Source organism: Paraburkholderia sp. GAS82, assembly GCF_050436285.1.
GTDB classification, from domain to species: Bacteria; Pseudomonadota; Gammaproteobacteria; order Burkholderiales; family Burkholderiaceae; genus Paraburkholderia; species Paraburkholderia phenazinium_B.
Map to the genome: position 1 here is coordinate 289,562 of NZ_JBNDLX010000006.1, position 22,498 is coordinate 312,059.

At 61.3% G+C, this 22,498-nt stretch carries 21 protein-coding genes; 10 read left to right on the plus strand and 11 right to left on the minus strand.

Features of this window, described 5'->3' with window-relative positions:
* Positions 1 to 158: 158 nt before the first annotated feature.
* The 4 genes from P3T17_RS20520 to P3T17_RS20535 all read left to right on the plus strand — a co-directional run bounded on the left by P3T17_RS20520 (position 159) and on the right by P3T17_RS20535 (position 4,185).
* Entirely contained in the window at positions 159 to 1,121 is a 963-nt protein-coding gene (locus tag P3T17_RS20520; protein WP_429408714.1) for a substrate-binding domain-containing protein, read from the plus strand.
* 58 nt (positions 1,122 to 1,179) lie between these two features.
* Positions 1,180 to 2,238 carry a sugar phosphate isomerase/epimerase family protein gene (locus tag P3T17_RS20525; RefSeq protein ID WP_429408715.1) on the plus strand — a complete coding sequence of 353 codons (1,059 nt, stop codon included), beginning with the start codon at positions 1,180 to 1,182 and terminating at the stop codon, positions 2,236 to 2,238.
* Between the two features lie 26 nt (positions 2,239 to 2,264).
* Positions 2,265 to 3,416: a Gfo/Idh/MocA family protein gene (locus P3T17_RS20530; protein ID WP_429408716.1), complete on the plus strand. Its 1,152-nt coding sequence runs from the start codon at positions 2,265 to 2,267 to the stop codon at positions 3,414 to 3,416.
* 61 nt (positions 3,417 to 3,477) lie between these two features.
* A complete protein-coding gene (locus tag P3T17_RS20535) occupies positions 3,478 to 4,185 on the plus strand; it encodes an NAD(P)H-binding protein (RefSeq protein ID WP_429408717.1) in 708 nt (235 codons plus the stop codon).
* 31 nt (positions 4,186 to 4,216) lie between these two features.
* Here the strand turns inward: P3T17_RS20535 and P3T17_RS20540 are convergent, their stop codons facing one another.
* The 8 genes from P3T17_RS20540 to P3T17_RS20575 all read right to left on the minus strand — a co-directional run bounded on the left by P3T17_RS20540 (position 4,217) and on the right by P3T17_RS20575 (position 12,544).
* Positions 4,217 to 4,474: a hypothetical protein gene (locus P3T17_RS20540; protein WP_074265526.1), complete on the minus strand. Its 258-nt coding sequence runs from the start codon at positions 4,472 to 4,474 to the stop codon at positions 4,217 to 4,219.
* 176 nt (positions 4,475 to 4,650) lie between these two features.
* On the minus strand, positions 4,651 to 6,012 hold the full coding sequence (locus P3T17_RS20545; RefSeq protein ID WP_429408718.1) for an ABC transporter substrate-binding protein: 1,362 nt from the start codon (positions 6,010 to 6,012) through the stop codon (positions 4,651 to 4,653).
* A gap of 83 nt (positions 6,013 to 6,095) precedes the next feature.
* A complete protein-coding gene (locus P3T17_RS20550) occupies positions 6,096 to 6,854 on the minus strand; it encodes a GolD/DthD family dehydrogenase (protein WP_429408719.1) in 759 nt (252 codons plus the stop codon).
* A gap of 62 nt (positions 6,855 to 6,916) precedes the next feature.
* Complete coding sequence (locus tag P3T17_RS20555; RefSeq protein WP_429408720.1) at positions 6,917 to 8,200, minus strand: D-tagatose-bisphosphate aldolase, class II, non-catalytic subunit; 1,284 nt, start codon at positions 8,198 to 8,200, stop codon at positions 6,917 to 6,919.
* Positions 8,193 to 9,176: a tagatose kinase gene (locus P3T17_RS20560; RefSeq protein ID WP_074265523.1), complete on the minus strand. Its 984-nt coding sequence runs from the start codon at positions 9,174 to 9,176 to the stop codon at positions 8,193 to 8,195. The genes P3T17_RS20555 and P3T17_RS20560 overlap by 8 nt, the downstream gene beginning before the upstream one ends.
* A gap of 65 nt (positions 9,177 to 9,241) precedes the next feature.
* Positions 9,242 to 10,057: a DeoR/GlpR family DNA-binding transcription regulator gene (locus P3T17_RS20565; RefSeq protein WP_074265522.1), complete on the minus strand. Its 816-nt coding sequence runs from the start codon at positions 10,055 to 10,057 to the stop codon at positions 9,242 to 9,244.
* A 317-nt stretch (positions 10,058 to 10,374) separates the two neighbouring features.
* Complete coding sequence (locus tag P3T17_RS20570) at positions 10,375 to 11,535, minus strand: ABC transporter substrate-binding protein (RefSeq protein WP_074265521.1); 1,161 nt, start codon at positions 11,533 to 11,535, stop codon at positions 10,375 to 10,377.
* A gap of 67 nt (positions 11,536 to 11,602) precedes the next feature.
* The gene (locus tag P3T17_RS20575) at positions 11,603 to 12,544 is read right to left on the minus strand and encodes a CysB family HTH-type transcriptional regulator (protein ID WP_074265520.1); all 942 of its coding nucleotides are present in this window, start codon (positions 12,542 to 12,544) and stop codon (positions 11,603 to 11,605) included.
* Positions 12,545 to 12,759: 215 nt separating this feature from the next.
* Between P3T17_RS20575 and P3T17_RS20580 the strand changes: the two genes are divergently transcribed.
* The 6 genes from P3T17_RS20580 to cobA all read left to right on the plus strand — a co-directional run bounded on the left by P3T17_RS20580 (position 12,760) and on the right by cobA (position 19,025).
* Positions 12,760 to 14,439, plus strand: a complete 1,680-nt coding sequence (locus P3T17_RS20580) for a nitrite/sulfite reductase (RefSeq protein WP_429286319.1) — start codon at positions 12,760 to 12,762, stop codon at positions 14,437 to 14,439.
* Between the two features lie 23 nt (positions 14,440 to 14,462).
* The gene (locus P3T17_RS20585) at positions 14,463 to 15,014 is read left to right on the plus strand and encodes a DUF934 domain-containing protein (protein ID WP_429408721.1); all 552 of its coding nucleotides are present in this window, start codon (positions 14,463 to 14,465) and stop codon (positions 15,012 to 15,014) included.
* Positions 15,011 to 15,763 carry a phosphoadenylyl-sulfate reductase gene (locus P3T17_RS20590; RefSeq protein ID WP_429408722.1) on the plus strand — a complete coding sequence of 251 codons (753 nt, stop codon included), beginning with the start codon at positions 15,011 to 15,013 and terminating at the stop codon, positions 15,761 to 15,763. Before P3T17_RS20585 ends, P3T17_RS20590 begins: the two co-directional genes overlap by 4 nt.
* An 89-nt stretch (positions 15,764 to 15,852) precedes the next feature.
* Positions 15,853 to 16,815, plus strand: a complete 963-nt coding sequence (cysD, locus tag P3T17_RS20595) for a sulfate adenylyltransferase subunit CysD (protein WP_429408723.1) — start codon at positions 15,853 to 15,855, stop codon at positions 16,813 to 16,815.
* 58 nt (positions 16,816 to 16,873) lie between these two features.
* On the plus strand, positions 16,874 to 18,187 hold the full coding sequence (locus tag P3T17_RS20600) for a sulfate adenylyltransferase subunit 1 (RefSeq protein ID WP_429408724.1): 1,314 nt from the start codon (positions 16,874 to 16,876) through the stop codon (positions 18,185 to 18,187).
* An 85-nt stretch (positions 18,188 to 18,272) separates the two neighbouring features.
* Positions 18,273 to 19,025: a uroporphyrinogen-III C-methyltransferase gene (gene cobA / locus P3T17_RS20605; RefSeq protein WP_429408856.1), complete on the plus strand. Its 753-nt coding sequence runs from the start codon at positions 18,273 to 18,275 to the stop codon at positions 19,023 to 19,025.
* Between the two features lie 814 nt (positions 19,026 to 19,839).
* Here cobA and P3T17_RS20610 read toward each other — a convergent pair.
* From P3T17_RS20610 to lptF, 3 genes are read right to left on the minus strand one after another with little or no spacing between them, the layout of a single operon-like run.
* Positions 19,840 to 20,217 (minus strand): sirohydrochlorin chelatase, encoded by a 378-nt coding sequence (locus P3T17_RS20610; protein ID WP_429408725.1) that lies wholly within the window; start codon positions 20,215 to 20,217, stop codon positions 19,840 to 19,842.
* Between the two features lie 10 nt (positions 20,218 to 20,227).
* Complete coding sequence (gene lptG / locus P3T17_RS20615) at positions 20,228 to 21,376, minus strand: LPS export ABC transporter permease LptG (protein ID WP_074265513.1); 1,149 nt, start codon at positions 21,374 to 21,376, stop codon at positions 20,228 to 20,230.
* A 3-nt stretch (positions 21,377 to 21,379) separates the two neighbouring features.
* Positions 21,380 to 22,480, minus strand: a complete 1,101-nt coding sequence (gene lptF / locus P3T17_RS20620) for an LPS export ABC transporter permease LptF (protein WP_074265512.1) — start codon at positions 22,478 to 22,480, stop codon at positions 21,380 to 21,382.
* Positions 22,481 to 22,498: the final 18 nt, after the last annotated feature.

The window sequence follows — 22,498 nt, forward strand, 5'->3', positions numbered from 1 at the left end:
GCACGATAGCAGCAGGGGCAGCACGGGCATACGAAGGGCAGCACAGCCGAAGCAGTGCAGGAAACCGAGGCGCACGAAAGTGCCTCATAGATCAACAACCGTGATGAGACCGGAGCAGGCGTTCAGGCGCCGACTCCGGTCGACATAGGAGACACAACATGAAGCAGGTCATTCGAGCGATCAGCGCCGGCGTGCTGGCGTTGGGAATATTGGGGGCCGCGGGCGCAGCGCGTGCCGACGACAAGGTCATTCTGGGCGTGGCGATACCGACGGCCGATCACGGCTTCACTGGCGGCATCGACTGGTGGGCAAACAAGGCGAAGGAGGACATGGAGAAGGCACACCCCGACCTCAAGGTGATCCTCAAAACCTCGGCAAGCGCGCCGGAGCAGGCCAACCAGTTGCAGGACATGGTCACCGTCAACAAGATCAATGCACTGGTGATCTTCCCGCATGAATCGGCTTCGTTGACGCAGCCGGTAGCGCAGGTGAAGAAAAAAGGCATCTACGTGACGGTGGTGGATCGCGGCCTGACCGACACCAGCGCGCAGGACGCGTACGTAGCGGGCGATAACACGGCCTTCGGCAGGCTCGCCGGCGAGTACTTCTGCAAATCGCTGAACGGCAAGGGCGACATCGTCGCGTTGCGCGGCATTCCGACCACGCTCGATAACGAACGCTATAGCGCGTTCACCGAAGCGCTGAAGGCGTGTCCTGGCGTGAAGGTGCTCGACGCGAAATACGCCAACTGGAATCGCGACGATGCGTTCAAGGTCATGCAGGATTATCTGACGCGCTTCAAGCATATCGACGCGGTGTGGTCCGCGGATGACGACATGTCGGTGGGCGTGCTTAAGGCCATCGATCAGGCGAAGCGCACGGACATCAAGGAAGTCCTGGGCGGCGCCGGATCGAAAGAGATGATCAAGCGCGTGCTGGACGGCGACAAGATCATCAATGCGGACGTCACGTACTCGCCGAAGTTCATCTACGACGCGATCAAGTTGACCGCCGAGGCCCGTCTGAAGAGCCAGACGCTGCCGCCGAAGACGATCATCCCGTCGGTGCTTGTCACGAAGGACAACGCGAAGGACTACTACTTCCCGGATTCACCGTTCTAACAGGTTGGGCCGCGCGTCCGGTGGCGCGCGGTCCAACCTTTGACCGAGGAGCAACACGATGAAGACCATCAAGGGGCCGGCGATCTATCTGGCCCAGTTCCTGGGCGACAAGGCGCCCTTCGACAGCCTGGAAAACCTCGCAGGCTGGGCTGCCAGCCTTGGCTACAAGGGGATCCAGGTGCCGGTCGACCCACGCCTGATCGACCTCGAACAGGCTGCAGCGAGCCAGACGTATTGCGACGAGTTATTGGGTGTGGTCGCCGACGCCGGTGTCGAGATCACCGAACTGGCGACGCATCTGCAGGGGCAACTGGTGGCGGTGCATCCGGCCTATGACCTGCTGTTCGACGGCTTTGCGGCTCCGCATGTACGCGGCAATCCGCAGGCGCGCACCGAATGGGCGATCCAGCAGGTGAAGCTGGCGGCGCAGGCGTCGCGACGGCTCGGGCTCGACACGCATGTGTCGTTTTCCGGCGCGCTCGCATGGCCCTATGTGTACCCGTGGCCGCAACGTCCCGCAGGTCTCGTCGAGGAAGCCTTTGATGAACTGGCGCGCCGCTGGACGCCGATTCTCAATGCGTTCGATGAAGTCGGCGTGGACGTCGCGTACGAACTGCATCCGGGTGAAGATCTGCATGACGGTGTGACGTTCGAGCGTTTTCTTGAGCGCCTGAACGGTGCGGGCGCACAGCGCCGCGCGAACATTCTGTTCGATCCAAGTCACTACGTGTTGCAGCAACTCGATTACCTCTCGTTCATCGATATCTATCACGAGCGCATCAAGGTCTTCCACGTGAAGGACGCGGAGTTTCGTCCGACGGGCAAGGCGGGCGTCTACGGCAGCTACAGCGACTGGGTCGAACGTCCGGGCCGGTTCCGCTCGCTCGGCGATGGCCAGATCGATTTCGGCGCGATCTTCTCGAAGATGGCGCAATACGATTACCCCGGCTGGGCAGTCCTCGAATGGGAATGCGCGTTGAAGCATCCGGAAGACGGCGCGCGCGAGGGCGCAGAGTTCATTCGGCGTCACATCATTCGGGTTGCCGAGCATTCGTTTGACGACTTCGCGGGCAGCGGCGTCGACACGGCGCAATTGAAGCGTGTGCTGGGTATCTGAGCGTATCGATCAAAGGAGCATCTTCCATGACACGAAAGTTACGGCTGGGCATGGTCGGCGGCGGGCAGGGCGCGTTCATCGGCGCGGTGCACCGGATCGCCGCACGCCTCGACGACCGTTTCGAACTGGTGGCGGGCGCATTGTCGTCCGATCCGCAACGCGCCAAGGCGAGTGCGGAAGAAGCTGGCATTGCCCGCAGTTACGCAGACTGGGGTGAGATGGCGCGGGCCGAAGCCGCGCGCAAAGACGACGGAATCGACGCAGTAGCGATCGTCACGCCGAACCATCTGCATGCGCCGGTGGCGACCGCGTTTCTCGAAGCCGGAATTCACGTGATCTGCGACAAGCCGCTCGCCGTGTCGCTCGTAGAAGGACAGGCGCTGGCTAAACTCGCGCGCGAGAAGAAGCGGCTGTTCGCGTTGACGCACACGTATTCGGGCTATCCGATGGTCCGTCACGCGCGCGAGCTGGTCGAAGCGGGCGAGCTTGGAGAGGTGCGCGTGGTGCAGGTCGAATACGCGCAGGACTGGCTTGCGGAGCCGATCGAGCAATCCGGTACGAACAAACAGGCCGGCTGGCGCACCGATCCGGCGTTGTCCGGCCCGGCAGGCTGCCTCGGCGATATCGGCACGCATGCGTATCACCTCGCTGCATTCGTCACCGGCATGCAGCCCAAATGGCTCTCCGCCGAACTGCACACGTTCGTGCCGGGGCGCCGCGTCGACGATCACGTGCAAGCCATGCTGCGCTACGAAAACGGCGCGCGCGGCATGCTGTGGGCAAGCCAGGTGGCGAGCGGCGCGGAGAATGCGCTGCGGCTGCGCGTGTACGGCACCAAAGCCGGTCTCACCTTCGATCAGGAGAATCCCAACGAGCTGTGGTTCACACCGCTTGGCGGCGCGGCGCAGCGGCTCACCCGCGGCCGGGTGAAAAGCGCTATCGCCGCGCATGCGACGCGTGTGCCGCCGGGGCATCCGGAGGGCTATCTGGAGGCTTTCGCGCAACTCTATAAAGACGCTGCATTGCAAATCGAGGCATTGGATGCGGGCAAAGCGCCGCCGCAGGAAAGTACGCTTCTGACGACCGTCGACGACGGGGTCGCGGGCCTGCACTTTATCGATGCGGTACTCGCTAGCAGCGCGGCTGATGGGCAGATAAAGGAAGTGCAACGCGGGTAAGGGTCAGGGGACGTCTTGACGCGGTAAGATGCGGCGGTGCCCCTCTTTGACGGACTCACGCATGTCGACCTCCTTCGCGTCCAGCCAGTCCACTGCTCCCCGCAAACAGACGATTCTCCTGCTCGGAGGCACGGGCCTCGTCGGCAGTGCGTGTTTGCGTCTGCTGGCGCGGGACGATCGGGTCAGGGAAATCCGGATGCTGGTGCGGCGGGCGTCGGGATCGGCCGTGACGGGGTCGACGGGTGGCAACCGGGTCGTCGAACATGTGATCGACTACGATTGGCCTGACGCGGATTCGGACATCTTCGACGTCGACTCCGTCATCTGCGCACTGGGCACGACCATCCGCACGGCGGGTTCACAGGCGGCGTTTCGCAAGGTGGACTACGAATACCCGCTGCGGATTGCCGGTATTGCCCGCCGCCATGGCGCTTCGCACTTTGCGATAGTCAGTGCGATTGGCGCCGATCCGCAAGCGCGCACTTTCTACAGCCGCGTGAAAGGGAATGTGGAGCAGAGTTTGAAGAAGCTCGACTATCCGGTGCTGACCATCGTACGGCCTTCATTCCTGATGGGCGAACGTAACGAGAGCAGGCCGCTGGAAAGCATTGCGCGGCGTCTCGGGGTGTATCTGCCGCCGAAGTGGCGCTCGATTTCCGTCGAGCGGGTGGCGCGGGCGCTGGTGACCGAGGTCCTGAGCGGCGATACGCGTGGCGTCAATATCATCGAGAACGACGCGCTGCATGACGCGCCGCCTTTGTGCCGCTGAGCTTTCTTCCAGCTCTCGTGCCGCGGGCGCTTTAGCTCTTGCTTTTCCTGATCTGCTCTTCGAACGCGAGGTCTAGCTTGCTCGCCTTGCGCGGTTTCGGCGGCCCGAAGCCGTCGACGAATTTGACGAAATCGTCGAGCGGCAGCGGATCGGAAACCTTCTTGTCCGTGCCGCCCGATTTGTCGACCAGATAGAACAGGCCGCCGGACAGGCTAATCGCCGCGAACTGCGGATTGCCGCTGCGGGTTTTTAGCCGCTCGACAGCGTTGATGGCTCGGGTGGTGCGCATGGTGGTGCGATTGCGGGAGGAGGGGGCATTTACTGTATCAGCAATGGTGCGCCATCGTCTGCCCAATCGCCATATGCGGTCCCGCTTCCAGGCTGATCTGCCACGCTGACTCAGGAGCCACGCGCTTCGTATCGCACGAAAGCGCGTGGCTTACGCGGCTACGGCCGATGCGTTCGCTACTTCTGGTAGCCCGCCGAGCGTACGGCGCGGTTAGCAGCAGCCTGACCCGCCTGCAGCGCCTGGTCAACGCTGATCTGTCCTGCGAGCGCCCCGGCTATCTGTTGCCCGATCAGGGTTCCGAACGACTGGAATTCCGGAATCCCCACATATTGCACGCCGCTGTACGGGACTTTCTTCAAAGTTGAGTCGTTCGGGTTGGCGGTCTCGATCGCGTTCAGCACGAATTCGCTGAACGGCGCGGCCTGCTTGTACTCAGGACGTGCGTAGGTGGATTGACGCGTACCCGGCGGCAGCGATGCCCAACCGATGTCGTTGCCCACGAGTGAGATGTATTCCTTCGACGTCGCCCATTCGATGAACCGCTTGGCCGCATCTTGCGACTTCGACGACTTCGGAATGGCGAACGACCACGACCAGAGCCAGTGCGAACCCTTCGGGGTCACCTGCGTTGGCGCCGCAGCGAAGCCCACCTTGTCTGCGACGGACGATTCGGACTTGTTGTAGAGGATCCCGGCGGCCGATGTCGCATCGACCCAGATCGCGCACTTGCCGCCCGTCATCAGCGACAGATTTTCGTTGAAGCCATTTGAACTGGCTCCCGGCGCTCCATCTTTCTTCAACAGGTCGACGTAGAAATTGATCGCGCTCTTCCATTCCGGAGAATCGACCTGTGCGTTCCACTTCTCGTCGAAATAACGTCCGCCGTACGTGTTCACCAGTGTCGAAACAAAAGCCATGTTCTCACCCCAGCCGGCCTTGCCACGCAGACAGATACCGTAAACGCCGTTGGCCCTGTCGTTCAGCTTGTCCGCAAGCTCGCTGATCTGGCTGTAGGTGGGATGATCGGGCATCGTCAAACCCTTGGCGGCGAACAGGTCCTTCCGGTAGAACGTCATCGAGCTTTCGGCGTTGAACGGCAAGGCGTATAGCGTTCCGTTGTACGACAAGCCGTCGCGCACCGATTTGAGCACGTCGTCGAGATCGTAGCTGGCAGGCAGGCCGGTGATCGGAACCAGCCATCCGCGTTTGCCCCAGAGCGGTGCTTCATAGGTCCCGATAGCCGATACGTCGAACTGGCCGCCGTTAGTCGTGATATCCGTTGTCAGGCGCTGCCGGAGCACATTTTCTTCGAGCACGATCCACTTCAACTGGATATCGGGGTTGGCCTTTTCGAACACTGGAGAAAGCTTTTTCATCTCGATCAGATCGTTGTTGTTCGGCACCGCGATCGTGACAGTGGTGGCATAGGCCACGCCACCCAGGCCCAGCCCCAGCCCAATTCCCGCAACTGCTGATGCAATAAGACGGCTCCGCAAGGCGCCGCAGCGCAGCGAAGCCATATGAGAAAGGCTAATCATTTCAGTCTCCTAAACATCGTCGTGGGTTATGTAAAGCCCTCTACTGCCTCCATTTGCTCTCAGGTTTTCGTTCGTGTTGGGATCTAGATAATCGTGTAGCCGCCGTCGATCAGCAGGTTCGCGCCGTTGACCATGGCGGCCTCGCGGCTTGCCACGTACATGATTGCGCAGGCGATCTCAGCGGGCCTGGCAAATCGGCGGGTGGGGATCGCGGCTCTGGCGCGTTCGCCTTTTTCTCCGGCCCATCCGGTGAGGCCCAGTTCCGTTTCGACTACGGTCGGAGAGATGGCATTGACCGTTACGCCTCTCGGCCCCCATTCGAGCGCCATGCAATTGGTCATGCCGATGACGCCGGCTTTGCTGGCGCAATAAGCGACATGCCCTTCGATGCCAATCACAGCAGCCTGGGACGCCAGGTTGACGATCCTTCCCTGCCCACGAGCAAGCATGTCCGGTGCGAAGGCCCGCGCAACGAGAAACGCGCCGCGCAGGTTGACGGCCATCGTTTTGTCCCATGTTTCAAGGGGAAAATCTTCGGCTGGTGCTAGCGGACCAATGCCTGCGTTGTTGACCAGGATGTCGACGCGGCCGAACTGCGAAAGAATCCTGTTGGCCGTTGCGGCGACCGATTCCGGGTCGCTGATGTCGGCGATCCAGCCCCTGTGGACTTCACCGAGGTTCGAAGCGATATCCGCGATGGACTCGGAACGGTCGATCAGGGCGAGCGTCGCGCCGGCTGCGGCGAATTGCTCCGCGACCTGCCGGCCTATTCCGGCTGCCGCGCCTGTTATTACTACGACCGCGTCGCTAAAATCATAAGACGCGTTGGGCTTAAAGGACATGACATCCTCCTTGTTAATGTTTGACTCGTTTGTAGCGAGCGCTATCGCGGTGACGTGCCACGTTACTCACGACAAGCGGATGCGTATTGCCCCACGACTTCGCGCACCTTGCTTTGCACGATGCTCATCGGGGAACCGTCGATGGCGCCGCGCCGCAGCGCCCAGTACTGCGCCGGCAAATAGCGGCTCAGGAGATTTTCCGGAATCGTTGTGCCGGTGAGGTTTCGCAATAGCTGTTGCGCGGCTGCGTCAACCTGCGGATCGGCCCAGTAGTAGCGCACCCGGTCGCTATAGCTGTAGGTACGAAGCAGACGTCTTTCGGCTTCGTCGCCGTGGTAATACCTGTCCCAGTTGGCGGGCTTGCGAAGCATCGCGGCTTCCACGGCTACCGGCAGGTCGGCGCGCTGCGCTGCGGGTAGCAGTTCAGCTTCGATGTCCGACAGCGCGTAGAGCGCCTCGCGCAACGCGAACGTGACGCCCGGGCCCACCTTAAGAATCGCAAAGCCGTCCCGCACGAGCGCCCGCAGCGATTCGGGCGTTTGATAGTCTGTCGAGTGCGCTTCGAAGACCATGCCGGGCAGTTGCGTCAGAACCTGGGAAAGACCGGCGGCAAGGGCGGGCTGATAGTCGATCACTTTCGTGTGGTCGAATTCGACGCCGGGTTGCACGACCAGCGCAATCACACGGTCCCACGCTGCGTCGATGTTCCGCGCGCGCCACGCATCACGATGTACGGCGACCGTTTCCATCGCGGCTTCTTTCCGGGTGACTTCGACGGTATCGAGCGTTTCGCTTGCGCCGCCTGGCACCGGCACTTCCGTGCCGATCACGTAAACCGGCTGGTTGTCGAACCCGGCGTGATCCGCCGCGGCCTCGGCAACGGCGCACAATTGCGCCGCGCGTTGCGCCACCACGCTGTCCGACAGTCGCTCCGGATCGCCGCCGCAAGCCATGCTGGTGTCCAGGTGGATCTTCGTGAATCCTGCCCGCACATAGGCGTCGATGAGTGCTTCCGCGCGCTGCATGGCTTCTTCCGCTGGAAGGCTGCGCCACGCGTTCGGTCCGAGATGATCGCCGCCGAGAATCAGATGCTCGCGCGGCAAACCGACCTGCTCCGCGATACCGTGCGCGAAGCGAATGAAGTCCGCCGGCTTCATGCCGGTGTAGCCGCCGTATTGATCCACCTGGTTCGAGGTGGATTCGACGAGCAACGGCGTGCCATCGTCGACGGCCTGTTGCATCGCTGCGGCCAGCACCCAGGGATGCGCCGAGCAGATCGAATAGATTCCCTTCAGGGACTTCGCTGCACCATGCCCGTTGGAAAGGCGCGCGACCACGTTATCCATGATGAGACTCCGGGTTCGCGATGAATGCGTTGAGTTCGGCCAGCGACGCCGTGCCTTCCATCGGGCCGCGAAAGCTGACGGCGCGAGCGCCGCTCGCGCAGCCGTAGCGCAACGCTTCGGCGACGCTCATGCCCTGCGACCGGCAGGCGATGTAGGTCGCACCAAAACAGTCGCCGGCGCCGGTGGGATCCACTTCTCGCACCTGGACCGCCGGCACATGGAGTTCGTCGGTGCCGTCGTAGAAGCTGCAACCGTCTTTGCCGCGCTTGACCACGACCTCGCGGATGCCGCGCTGCAGGAGTTCGTCGATCGCGGCGCGCTCGGAACCGGCGGTGGCCAGCAGCGTCACCTCATGACCGCTCGGCAGGAACACATCGGTGTAGTCGAGAATGAAATCGAGTGCCTCGCGCATTTCGGGAATCCTCAACATTTCCTTGCGGATGTTCGGATCGAAGCTGACGGTGCCACCGTGCCCCTTGACGGTCTCGATGACCTTTTTCATCGCCTCGATGATGCGAAACGAAAACAGCGACGACCCCATTACGTGAAAGTGCCGGCAATCCTTCAACAGGTCTTCGCGGATGTTGGCTACGGAAAGATGCGCCGACGCGCTATTCGTGATGTTGAAGATGAAGTCGCGCTCGCCGTCCTCGCGGTAGGTGACGAAGGCACTCCCGGTTGTCTGCCCCTTGATGACGGCGATACCCGAGACGTCCACGCCATCGGAGCGCAGGCGCTCGACGTTGAGCGTGCCGAAGTCGTCGTCGCCGACGCAGCCGATCATCGCGCAGCGGCTGCCGAGGCGCGCCACCTGATCGATGAAGATCGCCGGCGCGCCGCTCGCATAGGGGCCGATCAGCGTGCCTGGTTTGCGGAACGACTGGCCGCGCTCGGTCGCCATGATTTCGACGAGGATCTCCCCCATCGTCAGGATGTAGCCGGTCTTTCCGGTGCTGTGAGATTTCGGATCAGGCATGGCGTGTCTTCGTTTGAAATCGGTGGTTCATGGCGTCGCTTCCTTGAATTTCCTTGAATGGACCGTCAGCGCGTGGTCCGCCGGAATTCGATAATTCCGTTTTCGCGCCGGTGTAGTTCAAGCTGCTTGCGTGGAAACAGGTCCATCGTGGGCGGATCGATGCCATCGTCGATCACCAGTCCGCCGATCTCGCTGAGGTTGCAAAACACGTGGCCGTCGCGCTCGGACAACTGCGGCTGGTACGCGACGACGATGGTGCGGGCGGCGCTCTGGGTGGCTGCATGAAACACCCGCGCGAGGCTCGGGTCGACGCACAGCAGATTGCCGTCGCGGTCCAGACCTGACGCTTCGAGAATGCAGAGATCGAGCGAGCGCGTGGTAACGGAGCGTTCCGCTTCGGGGCCGGTCAAGGTGGTGCCCTCCTCGATGAGATGGCCACCGGTGAGCTGCAACTCGCCGTGCACGAAGCGCTGGGCCGTCTGAGCCATGGCGATGTCGTTCAGCAGCAGCGACAGGTTCGAGCAATCGGAAAGCAGCGGCAGCACCTTATGGACGATTTCGCCGGCGCCGAGCATCAGCGATTCGTGGTCGTCCACGGACTCGGCCGCGAAACGCGCAATTGCCATTTCCGCGGCCTTGCGCGTGGCACCGTCCGACAACGGCATCAACACACGTTCGCCGGGACGCTGCGCAAGATAGCGAGCCTTGCCGAACGAGCGCACCAGATAGCGCTGCTGTTCGAGGTAAGTCAGGTCGGTACGGATGGTCACGCTCGACACATCGAAAGCCTGACTGAGCTCCTCGACCGATACCTCGCCGCGCTTGCGGACCATCTCGACGATCTGCAGGCGCCGCTTCAGGGAACTCTTGTTAGCCAGCATGTCTCCGCTCTTCGAAAGAAAACGCTTTTGTTTCGAAAGATAGTAGTTTCGAATCGAAAGAGAGTCAAAGGAAAGCGTCGCGGGTGAGGCTGTGGTTTTCCCTGGATGGGGCGTCGATGGAGGACGAGCGCGTGCGTGCGCTTTCCGGAAAGGGAAACAAGGGGACGGCGGGGAGGTGTTGCGGGCTGACGCGCCGCAAGGCGAGATGACGCGCTAACGCTGGGTGACGCGCGTGACGGAAGGCCCAAGGGTGGGTGCGGGTGAATTCCGGGCAGCCCCACCTTGGCAATACGGGCCGGATTCCCGGCCCGCCAGGCTTACTGGCTCAGATAGACGAACTTCCCATCCTTGATAATCCCCATCACGCTGGCCCGCTGATCGAGGCCGACGTGATCTTTCGCGCTGCTGTTGACCACGCCGTTCGGCACGACCAGCTCATGCGCATGTTCCAGCTCATCGCGCAGAGCGACACGGAATGCCGGCGTGCCCGGTTGCGCCGTCTTCAGCGCTCGTGCCACGGCATCCTGCAGCCGCGGATAAACCCCCGCCGCATCGCCCGCGAACTGCGTGACAGAGCCCGGACCGTACTTCGCTTCATACGCATTCACGAACGCTAGCGCGGCCTTCTTCGCCGGATGATCCGCAGGCAGCGTGCGCGCTACCACGACCGGTTGCGTCGGGAACAGCGTGCCTTCGACATCCTTGCCACCGAGCTTGATGAACTCCGGCGTCGCAATCCCGTGCGTCTGGTAAATCGCGCCCTTGAAGCCGCGTTCGATCAGCGTGCGCTGCGGCAACACCGTCGGCGTGCCGGCGCCCGCAATCAGGATCGCATCGGGCCGTGCCGCCATTACTTTCAGCACTTGTCCGGTGACGCTCGCATCGGTGCGGTTAAAGCGTTCGGTCGCAACCAGCTGGATATGCCGAAGCGCCGCAAACTTCGAAAATTCGTTGAGCCAGCTTTCGCCATAGCCATCCGCGAAGCCAATGAACCCAACCGTCTTGACGTTGTGATTCGACATGTAGCGCGTTATCACATCGGCCATCGCGCTATCGGTCTGCGCCATCTTGAAGGCCCACACGCGCTTGCCTTCCTGCGGCTCGACCACGCTGGCCGAGCCAACCAGCGTGATCATCGGCGTCTGGCTTTCCGCGACCGGGTCCAACGCGGCGATCGCTGCCGGCGTGATATTCGGCCCGACGATCACGTCGACGTGGTCTTCGTTGATCAGTTTGTGGATGTTGCGTACCGCGGCGCCCGGATCGGAACCGTCGTCCAGAATGATGTAGTCCGCTTTCTGGCCGGCAATCGTGTCCGGCCACATCAGCATCGCGTTCTTGCTGGTAATGCCGATCACGGCCGCGGGGCCGGTGCTTGACAGATCGATACCGACTTTCAGGTCGGCATGCGCGGCCGTTGCCGCAACGAGTGCCCCGAGCACGGCAATGCCGCGCAGGGTCTTTTTATACGACGTCATCGGAAGTCTCCGAAACGGTAAGCGGGAAGGAAAGCAGGAAGAGGGCAGTGCAAAACGGTGAATTGAATCACAGCTCGTACGATTCGTGTTCGCCCTTGAGCGCCTGTTCGATGAGCTTGCGGTTCATGCTCGGCGACAGCAGCTCGACGAGCGTATACACATAGCTGCGCAGATACGCGCCGTTTTTGAGCGCGAGCCGCGTCACGTTGCTGCCGAACAGGTGGCCGACCGGCATCGCCCGCAGATGGCGGTCGCGCTCGGCGTTAAAGGCGATATCGGCCATGATGCCGACGCCCAGACCCAGTTCGACGTAGGTCTTGATCACGTCGGCGTCGATCGCCTCGAGCACGATATCCGGCGACAACCCGCGCAACCGGAACGCCTCGTTGATCTTGGTGCGGCCGGCGAACGCGTTGTCATACGTAATCAGCGGGAATTGGCTCAGATCGTCGAGCGACAGCAGCTTGCGGTCGAGCAGCGGATGGTCCGGCTGCATCACGGCGATGTGGTGCCACTGGAAGCACGGCAGCGACACCAGCTCCTTATAGTTAGCGATCGCTTCGGTGGCGATCGCCAGATCCGCCTGGTCGTGGATCACCATCTCGGCCACTTGCGTCGGGCTGCCTTGCAGAATCGAAAGGTGAACTTTCGGGAAGCGCTTCTTGAATTCTGCGATAGCGGCCGGAAGTGAGTAGCGTGCTTGCGTGTGCGTGGCCGCGATGACGAGGTTGCCCTGATCCTGCGCCGCGTAATCTTTACCGACGCGTTTCAGGCTCTCGACCTCTTGTAGGATCTTTTCGACGGAAGCGAGGATAATGCGCCCCGGCTCTGTCAGCGAGCGGACGCGTTTGCCGTGCCGGGTGAAGATTTCGACGCCCAGCTCGTCTTCCAGCTCGATGATCGCCTTCGAGACGCCAGGCTGGCTTGTATACAGTGCCTTGGCCGCTTCGGTGAGGTTGAAGTTCTGCCGCACGGCCTCACGCACGAAGCGGAACTGGTGCAGGTTCATATATAACCTCTGTGCATATCAAAAGAATTTTTTAGTCGTTTGAAGTATATGGGGAGTTTATTACTATTTCCCCATCTTTTTCAATATGGATATCTGTTTTTGTCATTAGCAAATGAGCGGGGGTCTGAAAGGTCCGCTCGACCGCACTGGCAAAGGCTGAGATCTTTGCGCGGCGCAACCGGAGCGCGGCGTGTAACGCAAACTGGGGTCCCCGAATGTACCAATACGATCAGTACGACCAGACCATCGTCGATGAACGGGTCGCGCAGTACGCCGACCAGGTTCGCCGCCGCTTGTCGGGCGAATTGAGCGAAGAGGAGTTCCGTCCGCTGCGTCTGCAGAATGGCCTGTACATGCAGCGCCACGCGTATATGCACCGTATCGCGATTCCGTACGGCAACCTGCGCAGCGACCAGATGCGCGTGCTGGCCACCATTGCGCGTGAACACGACCGCGGTTACGGCCACTTTTCGACGCGCTCGAACATCCAGTACAACTGGATCCAACTCGAAGAAACGCCGGAAATCCTGCGCAAGCTCGCTGCTGTACAGATGCACGGCATTCAGACTTCGGGCAACTGTATCCGCAACATCACCGCCGACCAGTTCGCTGGTGTCGCGCCCGACGAAGTGGTCGATCCGCGTCCGTGGGCCGAAATCCTGCGTCAATGGTCGACGTTCCACCCCGAATTCGCCTGGCTGCCGCGCAAGTTCAAGATCGCCGTCTCCGGTTCGAAGGAAGACCGCGCCGCCGTGCAGATCCACGATCTGGGCGTGTATCTGAAGAAGAACGAGCAGGGCGAACTGGTGGTCGATATCCTGGCCGGCGGCGGCATGGGCCGCACGCCGATCGTCGGCGCGATCATCCGCCGCGACCTGCCGTGGCAGCATCTGTTGACCTACGCCGAAGCCGTCCTGCGTGTCTACAATCGCTACGGCCGCCGGGACAATATCTACAAGGCGCGCATCAAGATTCTGGTCAAGGCACTGAGCCCGGAGAAGTTCTCGGCGCAGGTCGAAGAAGAGTGGCAGCACCTGAAGGACGGCCCGTCGACGCTCACGCAAGCCGAAGTCGACCGCGTTTCGCAATATTTCGCGCCGCCGCAATACGAAAAACTGCCGGATACGGACGCTTCGTTCGAAAAGCATCTGCTGGAAAACCGCGGCTTCGCCCGTTGGGTCGAGCGCAATGTGCGTCCCCACAAAGTGGCGGGTTATGCTTCGGTGACGTTGTCGTTGAAGCCGACCACGATCGCCCCTGGCGACGCCACTGACGCGCAGATGGAAGCGGTGGCCGACTGGGCCGATCAGTATTCGCTCGGCGAAATCCGCGTGTCGCACGAACAGAATCTGATTCTGGCTAACGTGCAGAAGCGCGACTTGTTCGACCTGTGGGAAAAGGCCAAGGCACAAGGGTTTGCAACGCCGAATATCGGCCTGCTGACCGACATCATCGCTTGCCCGGGCGGCGATTTCTGCTCGCTGGCGAATGCGAAGTCGATTCCGATTGCTTTGGCAATCCAGGAGCGCTTCAACGATCTGGATTACGTGTATGACCTCGGCGACGTGTCGCTAAACATCTCGGGCTGTATCAATGCCTGCGGCCACCACCACATCGGCAACATCGGCATTCTGGGGGTCGATAAGGATGGCTCGGAGTGGTATCAGGTGACGCTCGGCGGCGAGCAGGGAACGGGCGCAAACGGTGCACAGGTCGGCCGGGTGATCGGGCCGTCGTTCGCAGCAGAAGAGATGCCGGACGTGATGTCGAAGGTGATCGACACGTTCGTGGAGCATCGCATTGAAGGCGAGCGCTTTATCGAAACGTACAACCGGATCGGCATCACGCCGTTCAAGGAACGCGTGTACGCCTCGCGTCAACCGGCTCACGCGTAACCGCGACAAAGGATATTGAACAGATGGCTTCTATCATCAAGAATCGCGCGATCGTCAACGATGACTGGACAGTTGTGCGTGCAGCGGAAGACGGTGCATTGCCCGCAGTGGACGCGTTGCCGGCCGGCAAGATCATTGTGCCGTTGGCGCTGTGGCAGGCTGAGCGCGACGCGCTGACGGCTTCGCGCAGCGCCGCTGAAATTGCAGTGTGGCTCGCCGCGGACAGCGAACCGGCGGATATGGTCGCCGACTTCGACAAGGTCGCGTTGATTGCCGTGGACTTCCCGGTGTTCCGCGACGGCCGCGGTTACAGCATTGGACGTCTCTTGCGTGAGCGTTATGGTTACAAGGGCGAGATTCGCGCGATCGGCGACGTGCTGCGCGATCAACTCACCTTCATGTTCCGCTGCGGCTTCGATGCATACGCCGTGCGTGCCGACAAAGACCTGCACGACGCACTGAAAGCGTTCGACGAATTTACCGTGCAGTATCAGGGCGCGGTGGATAACCCGTCGCCGCTGTTCCGCCGCCGCGAAGCTGCTGCTGCCGCTGCTGCGGAGAAGGCTGCGGTATGAGTACCGTCGCCACCGCAGGTGCCGCCATCGGGCCGGAACTGGCTGCGAAGATTGAGCGCCTCGACACGCTCCTCGATTCGATCGCGGCCCGTCACGACAAGGTGAAGTTCGCGAGCAGCCTCGCGGCGGAAGACATGCTGCTCACGCACGCCATCCTGTCGCGTCAGGTGAAGATCGGTATCTTCTCGCTGAACACGGGCCGTCTGCACGCGGAAACGGTCGGCATGCTCGACCGTGTGCGCGAGCGCTACGGCTACGAGATCGAACAGTTTCATCCGCAAACGGCAGCGGTCGACGAATACGTCGCCTCGCACGGCCTGAACGCGTTTTACGAAAGCGTCGATCTGCGCAAGCGCTGCTGCGAGATCCGCAAGGTCGAGCCGCTGAACCGCGCGCTGTCGAACGTTAGCGCCTGGGTGACGGGTCAGCGCCGCGAGCAATCGGTCACTCGTGCCGAGCTGCACGAGGAAGAGCACGACGCGGCACGCAATATCGCCAAGTTCAATCCGCTCACGGACTGGACCGAGGCCGATGTGTGGGCATACCTGACTGCGTTCGACGTGCCTGTGAACCCGCTGCATGCGCGCGGGTATCCGAGCATCGGCTGCGAGCCGTGTACGCGGGCGATCCGTCCCGGCGAGGATAGCCGGGCAGGGCGCTGGTGGTGGGAGTCGCGCGACACGAAGGAATGCGGCCTGCATATCACCACGATCCCAATCGCGGTCGTCGACGAAAGCGCCTCCGCCTGATCGCCGAAGCCGTTTTTAATTCTCGATAGAATGAATATTTGCGTGACGCGGGCAGCCGCCGGCGACACGAACTCACGAAGGACCCGAACATGAGCACCACGCTCGATTCCACTGTCAACGCACCGCATACGGACACTGCAACCCGGATGGATCACCTGGACTGGCTCGAAGCTGAATCGATTCACATCCTGCGCGAACTGGTCGCCGAATGCAGCAAGCCCGCGCTGCTGTTTTCGGGCGGCAAGGACTCGGTCGTCGTGCTGCACCTGGCGCTGAAGGCATTCGGCCTCGGCGCGAACCGCAAGACCGTGCTGCCGTTCCCGCTCGTGCATATCGACACGGGCCATAACTATCAGGAAGTGATCGACTTCCGCGACCGCCGTGCCGAGCAGATTGGCGCGGAACTGGTGATCGGCCATGTCGAAGATTCGATCAAGCGTGGCACCGTGCGTCTGCGCCGCGAAACGGATTCGCGCAACGCCGCGCAGGCCGTGACGTTGCTCGAAACGATCGCTGAACATGAGTTCACCGCACTGATTGGCGGCGCACGTCGCGACGAAGAAAAGGCCCGCGCGAAAGAGCGGATCTTCTCGTTCCGTGATGAATTCGGCCAATGGGATCCGAAGGCGCAGCGCCCGGAACTGTGGAGCCTGTACAACGCGCGTTTGCACAACGGTGAGCACCTGCGCGTGTTCCCGATCTCGAACTGGACCGAACTGGACGTGTGGCAATACATCGCCCGCGAACAGCTCGAGCTGCCGTCGATCTACTACGCGCATCAACGCGAAATCGTGCGCCGCAATGGACTGCTGGTGCCGGTCACGCCACTCACGCCGATGCGTGAAGGCGAAACCAGCGAAGTGGCGCTGGTGCGTTTCCGCACCGTGGGCGACATTAGCTGCACGTGCCCGGTGGAAAGCGACGCGGACGATCTCGAGAAGATCATCGCTGAGACGGCCGTGACCGAAATCACGGAACGCGGCGCGACGCGGATGGACGATCAGGTGTCCGAAGCCGCGATGGAACAGCGCAAAAAGCAAGGTTATTTCTAGGCACGGGACCGGAGCAAGCGCTTTAGCGCCAACTCCGGTCGACAGAGGTAGGGAAATCATGAGTATTCATCAACCGCAAGACCTTGGCGTGCTGCGCTTCATTACGGCGGGTAGCGTCGACGACGGCAAGAGCACGCTGATCGGGCGTCTGCTTTACGACAGCAAGGCGGTGCTCTCGGACCAGTTGTCCGCACTGTCACGCGCTAAAAACAAGCGCACCGTAGGCGACGAAATCGATCTGTCGCTGCTGACGGACGGCCTTGAAGCCGAACGCGAGCAGGGCATCACGATCGACGTCGCGTATCGGTACTTCGCGACGGCCAAGCGCAAGTTCATCATTGCCGACACCCCGGGCCACGAGCAGTACACGCGCAACATGGTGACGGGCGCATCGACGGCGCATGCCGCGATCATCCTGGTGGATGCCACGCGCGTCACGTTCGTGGACGGCGTGGCGCAACTGCTGCCGCAAACGAAGCGCCATAGCGCGATCGTCAAACTGCTTGGTTTGCAGCACGTGATTGTGGCGATCAACAAGATGGACCTGGTCGACTACAGCGAGACGCGCTTCAACGAAATCCGCGACGCGTATGTGGAACTGGCGCGTCAACTGGGCTTGGCCGATGTGCGCTTCGTGCCGGTATCGGCGCTCAAGGGCGACAACATCGTGACGCTGAGCGAACGCATGCCGTGGTACGGTGGCGAGCCGCTGCTGGACGTGCTCGAAGCGTTGCCGGTAGAGATTCCCACGGGCCAGGCGCTGCGGTTCCCGGTGCAATGGGTGGCACGCCAGGACGGCAGCCAGGCGGACGATTTCCGCGGCTACATGGGCCGTATCGAAGCGGGCGAAGTGAAGGTGGGCGACACGATCGTGGTACTGCCGGCTAACCGCGAAGCGACGGTGGCGGAAATCATCGCCCCGGTGCCAGGCGGCACGGCACAGGTAGAACGCGCATTCGCGGGCCAGACGGTGACGATTCGCCTCGCGGAAGACGTGGATGTATCGCGAGGCGACACGTTCGTGCTGCGCGAAGCGGCACCGGAACCGGCGAAGAAGCTGGAAGCCGACTTGTGCTGGTTCGACGACACGCCTTTGTCGACGCAACGCAAGTATTTGTTGAAGCAGACGACGAACACCGTGTTTGCACGGATCGGTGCGATCAGGCAGGTGCTGGACGTGCATACGCTGTCGCACGCGACGGACCGTCACGATCTGACGATGAACGACATTGGCCGGGTGGCGTTGACGCTGCAGAAGCCTGTGGTGTGCGACGTGTACGACTCGCATCAGGGCACGGGGGCATTCGTGCTGATTGACGAGGCGACGCATCACACGGTGGCGGCCGGAATGATCCGGGCGTTTTCGGCCTAAGGCGTAAGGGTTTGAAGGAGCGCCAGATGGGCGCTCGCCCGCGGCTTGGGGTTTTGCACGGACCGTACGAATGGGGTTGAGGCAAATGGGTAAGGTGTATCTGATCGGTGCAGGGCCAGGGGCCGCGGATCTCATCACGGTTCGGGGCGCGCGACTGTTGGGTCTGGCGGATGTGGTGTTGCACGACGCGCTGGTCGAACCGGCGATGCTCGAGTACGCGCCGCATGCTCGCAAGATTGCGGTGGGCAAGCGGTGCGGCCAGCTGTCGACGGCGCAGCAGTTCATCAACAAGCAGATCGTGGATGCTGCGCAGGAACACGCGCTTGTGGTTCGTCTGAAGGGCGGGGATCCGATGTTGTTTGGGCGCGCCGATGAGGAGATGCGGGCGCTGGAGGCGGCGGGGATCGAATATGAGGTTGTGCCAGGGATTACTGCTGCGCTGGCTAGTGCGGCGGCCTTGAAGCGGTCTTTGACGTTGCGAGGGGTTTCTCGTAGCGTTGCGCTGGCTACTCATAGCCGGGCGGCTGATACTGAGGCGATTCGTGAGCAGGTGAATGCGGATTCGCTGGTGTTTTATATGGGCAGGGATAGTGGGCCGGAGATTGCGCAGGAGCTTATCGACGCGGGGCGCGATGGGGGTACTCCTGTGGCGATTGTTGAGGCTTGCAGCACGGCTCGTGAGCGGATGCTCACACTTACGCTTTCTGATCTTGCTGCGGGTGCCGCGCAGCAGTGGCTTGATGCTTCGCAGCCTAGTCTTCTGATGATCGGGCAGGGGTTTGCTGCGCGGGCCGGGCAAGAGGTTTCTTCTTTGGAAGCGGTGCTTAGTGCGGCTTAAGGTTGATGGGTATTTGCCTGCGGCGCCTTGGTTTGGCGGTTGCTCTTGCGGTGTTGGCCTTTCCTTGCGTTCTTAGTGGTCTATTAGCGATGCCCCTGTGCGGGGCGGCACTTACTTTCTTTGCCGCCGCAAAGAAAGTAAGCAAAGAAAGCGGGCTTCCAACCGCTAGCCTGTAGGTGTCCACCACTTGTGTGAACGCGGAGTGGTCCGCGCACGCGACCCGCCCTCGCACCATCCCCTCTAGTGACAAAGCACTCATCCGTTCCAGCGTTGCGCTGCGCGCCCCGCCGTCGGGCATAACTCTTCGTACGGCATATGTGCTCGTACGGCATGAGTCCTCGCGCGGCATAAGTTCTTCCACTAGATCCGTAGGCTTACTAACTATATGGCGCATATTCTGAGGCTTGCATTCGGCTGGCTAAGGCAGCCTCTTCGTCTTGCGCTTCGGTGGGGCCGTAATGTGCGGAGCGTACGTGTTCCGGCACCCCCCGCCTTCCCTTGCAGACCCATCCGCGACGCGCGCAGTGCGGAGTGGGGTGGATGAGCCCTTTGTCACTAACGGGTGTGGTGCGAGGGCAGGTTGCGTGCGCGGACCACTCCGCGTTCACACAAGTGGTGGACACCTACAGGCTAGCGGTTTGAAGCCCGCTTTCTTTGCTTACTTTCTTTGCGGCGGCAAAGAAAGTAAGTGCCGCCCCGCACAGGGGCATCGCTAATAGACCACTAAGAACGCAAGGAAAGGCCAACACCGCAAGAGCAACCGCCAAACCAAGGCGCCGCAGGCAACCCCCTCGGAGAGAGGACAAAAAAACAGTCACCCGATCACTTGCCGAAGGCAATACTGAGCCACAGCCTCAAGCACAGAATCATCTTCGCCAACGGCATCAGAGCAATGAATAGTGACTCCAGGGTGCGCAGCCCGGCAACTATCCAGCACCGCAGGTAAATCCCTCCTAACATGCCCACCTTGCCCAAAGAACACAGGAATAACAGTAACAGAGGAACACCCAAGAGAAACCTGCGCAGCAACAGCAGAAGAAAGATCCGGCTCCATCAACTCAAGAAACGCCAGCGAGACTGGCCCGGCGGAGCCATAAGCACTCTGCAATTTAGCCGCCAGCCGCCCAAAAGGCTCCCCCCAGCGAGGATCCCGAGCCCCATGTCCAAATAGCACAATCCCATGCAACGCCATGGCCCCACCCCTAATGCCGGTCCACCCACTTCAACCCAACCAGCCCAAGCACCAGATAAACCAACCCAGGCGTCGCCGCAGTCAAAGGCGCTGGCCAGGTATTCAACATCCCCATATGTGAGAACAAGGTGTTGAACAGCTGGAAACTCATCCCCAGCATGATCCCGCCAAACACCTTCATCCCCACCACGCCCGCGCGCGTGTGCAGATACGCAAACGGCAACGAGAGCACCAGCATCACCAGTACCGCAAACGGATACAGCAGCTTGCGCCACAACGCAATCTCATACCGTTGCGTGTCCTGATGATTCTGCTGCAAATGCTGGATGTAGCGGAACAGGTTGAACATCGACATATTGTCCGGCGACACCAGCAGCACCGACAGAATCTGTGGCGTCAACTCCGAGCGCAACGAGTATTCCGGCACCGTCACCTGACTCGCGCGGTACACCGGATTAAGCGCATCCTGGGGCGTGCCCGCGACCGGCGGCACGTCGATCAGTTGCGTATCCGTCACGTCCTTCAGCAACCAGTGGCCCGGCGGCTGAAACTTGCCGCTCTGCGCAATCCGCACGTTGGACAAGCGGAATTTCGAATCGAATTCGTAGATGCGCACGTCGGTGATCGTGGCGTCGGGCTGTAGCTTGCCGACGTTCACGAAACGCGTTACCTGCTCGCCGTCCGCGCGCGCGGTCAACGTGTCCTTCACCCATACGCCCGACTCGAAGTTGGTCGACACCGCCGAACCCAACGCCTCCAGCCGCACCCGCTCCGATAACTGGTCCGTGTAAGGTCCGACAACTTCGCCGATGATGTAAGTCAGGATCACCAACGGAATACCGATCTTCAGCAGCGAACGCAGCGCCTGATTCGTCGCGAGGCCCGACACCCGGAAAATCGTGTACTCGGAGTTCGCCGCCATCTGCGCGAACACGTAGATCGCGCTGATCAGCGCCGCCACCGGGATGATTTCGTAGAAGCGTGACGGCGTCTGCAGCGCCACCCGCAGCACCGCATACTGGAACTTGTAGTTGCCGTGACCGACCGAATTCAGTTCGTTGATCAGGTCGAAGAAGAAGAACAGACCCGAGAACGCAAACAGCACGAAGATAAACGACAGGTAGACCTGACTGGCGAAGTACTTTTCATAGATCCGCATCGGTCAGGCTCCCTGCGACGAGCGTCGGAACGTCGCTCGCGTAAACAAGGGCCGATTGCGCACCCGCAGCCAGAAAATGAACGCCACAATCGCTGCCACGATCACGTGCAGGCCTAGCAGCCCCACGGGGAACGACATCTTGCCTTGCTCGATCCATGACTGCACAACGTTCAACAGGTTTGAATAGGTCAGATAAATCAGCACTGCCATCACCAGGTTGATCGTGCGGCTGCGTCGCGGATTCTGGTGAGCCAAAGGGATCGCCAGCAGCATCAGGTTGATCGCGATCAGCGGCAACCCGGCTCGCCAGGCAAACTCGGCGAGATTGTCCTTGTTCGGGTTGCGTAACAGTTCGAGCGTCGGCGTACCGGTGGTGGTCGGGACGTTGATCACCGGCTGGCTCTGGATCTTCACGCCGTAGCGCTCGAATTCCATGATGCGGAAATCCGGCTTGCCCGGCTCGCCGTCGTAGCGCCGGCCGTTCTCAAGCACCACGAAGCGGTCGCCGTTCTTGTGGGTCTCGGTATGGCCGGTCTTCGATACGACCACGTTGACCTTGCCGTTTTCGGTGCTGGTCACGAACACGTTCTCGACGCGCGACTGGTCCGGCGACATCTTTTCGATGAAGAACACCCGGTGGCTCACCGTCGATTCGCGGAACTGGCCAGGCGCCAGCAGTGAGACCTCGTCGCGCTGCTGGAAGCGCGCGCGGATCAGCTTGCTCTGCTGGTTCGACCACGGCCAGCCGACGAACACGAAGAACATGATGAGGATGATGATGGGCGTCGCAAACACGGCGATGGGCCGGATGAAGCGCGTGAGACTCACGCCCGAGGCCAGCCAGACCACCATTTCCGAGTCTTTGTACCAGCGTGTCAGGACGAACAGGATCGAGACGAACAGGGTCGCGACCAGCATGATGGCCAGATAGCCGATCACGGTCAGGCCGATCAGGACCAGCACGTCGCGCGGATCGATCTCCCCGGAAGCGGCGAAGCCGACAATCCGGATCATCATCGTCGTCAGCACGAGCGTGAGGAGAACCATGAACACGGCACCAGCCGTGTACGCGAGTTCGCGCTGGAGGGAGCGTTCAAAGATCATTGTTGAGGAAGAGAGTGC

Excerpts from the sequence above, each read along its gene's own strand:
- P3T17_RS20575 (WP_074265520.1), bottom strand. The coding sequence starts at position 12,544 with ATGAACCTGCACCAGTTCCGCTTCGTGCGTGAGGCCGTGCGGCAGAAC.
- P3T17_RS20585 (WP_429408721.1), top strand. The coding sequence starts at position 14,463 with ATGGCTTCTATCATCAAGAATCGCGCGATCGTCAACGATGACTGGACA.
- P3T17_RS20535 (WP_429408717.1), top strand. The coding sequence starts at position 3,478 with ATGTCGACCTCCTTCGCGTCCAGCCAGTCCACTGCTCCCCGCAAACAG.
- P3T17_RS20570 (WP_074265521.1), bottom strand. The coding sequence starts at position 11,535 with ATGACGTCGTATAAAAAGACCCTGCGCGGCATTGCCGTGCTCGGGGCA.
- cobA (WP_429408856.1), top strand. The coding sequence starts at position 18,273 with ATGGGTAAGGTGTATCTGATCGGTGCAGGGCCAGGGGCCGCGGATCTC.
- P3T17_RS20520 (WP_429408714.1), top strand. The coding sequence starts at position 159 with ATGAAGCAGGTCATTCGAGCGATCAGCGCCGGCGTGCTGGCGTTGGGA.
- P3T17_RS20610 (WP_429408725.1), bottom strand. The coding sequence starts at position 20,217 with ATGGCGTTGCATGGGATTGTGCTATTTGGACATGGGGCTCGGGATCCT.
- P3T17_RS20565 (WP_074265522.1), bottom strand. The coding sequence starts at position 10,057 with ATGCTGGCTAACAAGAGTTCCCTGAAGCGGCGCCTGCAGATCGTCGAG.
- P3T17_RS20560 (WP_074265523.1), bottom strand. The coding sequence starts at position 9,176 with ATGCCTGATCCGAAATCTCACAGCACCGGAAAGACCGGCTACATCCTG.
- P3T17_RS20590 (WP_429408722.1), top strand. The coding sequence starts at position 15,011 with ATGAGTACCGTCGCCACCGCAGGTGCCGCCATCGGGCCGGAACTGGCT.
- P3T17_RS20600 (WP_429408724.1), top strand. The coding sequence starts at position 16,874 with ATGAGTATTCATCAACCGCAAGACCTTGGCGTGCTGCGCTTCATTACG.
- cysD (WP_429408723.1), top strand. The coding sequence starts at position 15,853 with ATGAGCACCACGCTCGATTCCACTGTCAACGCACCGCATACGGACACT.
- P3T17_RS20555 (WP_429408720.1), bottom strand. The coding sequence starts at position 8,200 with ATGGATAACGTGGTCGCGCGCCTTTCCAACGGGCATGGTGCAGCGAAG.
- P3T17_RS20540 (WP_074265526.1), bottom strand. The coding sequence starts at position 4,474 with ATGCGCACCACCCGAGCCATCAACGCTGTCGAGCGGCTAAAAACCCGC.
- P3T17_RS20545 (WP_429408718.1), bottom strand. The coding sequence starts at position 6,012 with ATGATTAGCCTTTCTCATATGGCTTCGCTGCGCTGCGGCGCCTTGCGG.
- lptF (WP_074265512.1), bottom strand. The coding sequence starts at position 22,480 with ATGATCTTTGAACGCTCCCTCCAGCGCGAACTCGCGTACACGGCTGGT.
- P3T17_RS20530 (WP_429408716.1), top strand. The coding sequence starts at position 2,265 with ATGACACGAAAGTTACGGCTGGGCATGGTCGGCGGCGGGCAGGGCGCG.
- P3T17_RS20580 (WP_429286319.1), top strand. The coding sequence starts at position 12,760 with ATGTACCAATACGATCAGTACGACCAGACCATCGTCGATGAACGGGTC.
- P3T17_RS20525 (WP_429408715.1), top strand. The coding sequence starts at position 1,180 with ATGAAGACCATCAAGGGGCCGGCGATCTATCTGGCCCAGTTCCTGGGC.
- lptG (WP_074265513.1), bottom strand. The coding sequence starts at position 21,376 with ATGCGGATCTATGAAAAGTACTTCGCCAGTCAGGTCTACCTGTCGTTT.
- P3T17_RS20550 (WP_429408719.1), bottom strand. The coding sequence starts at position 6,854 with ATGTCCTTTAAGCCCAACGCGTCTTATGATTTTAGCGACGCGGTCGTA.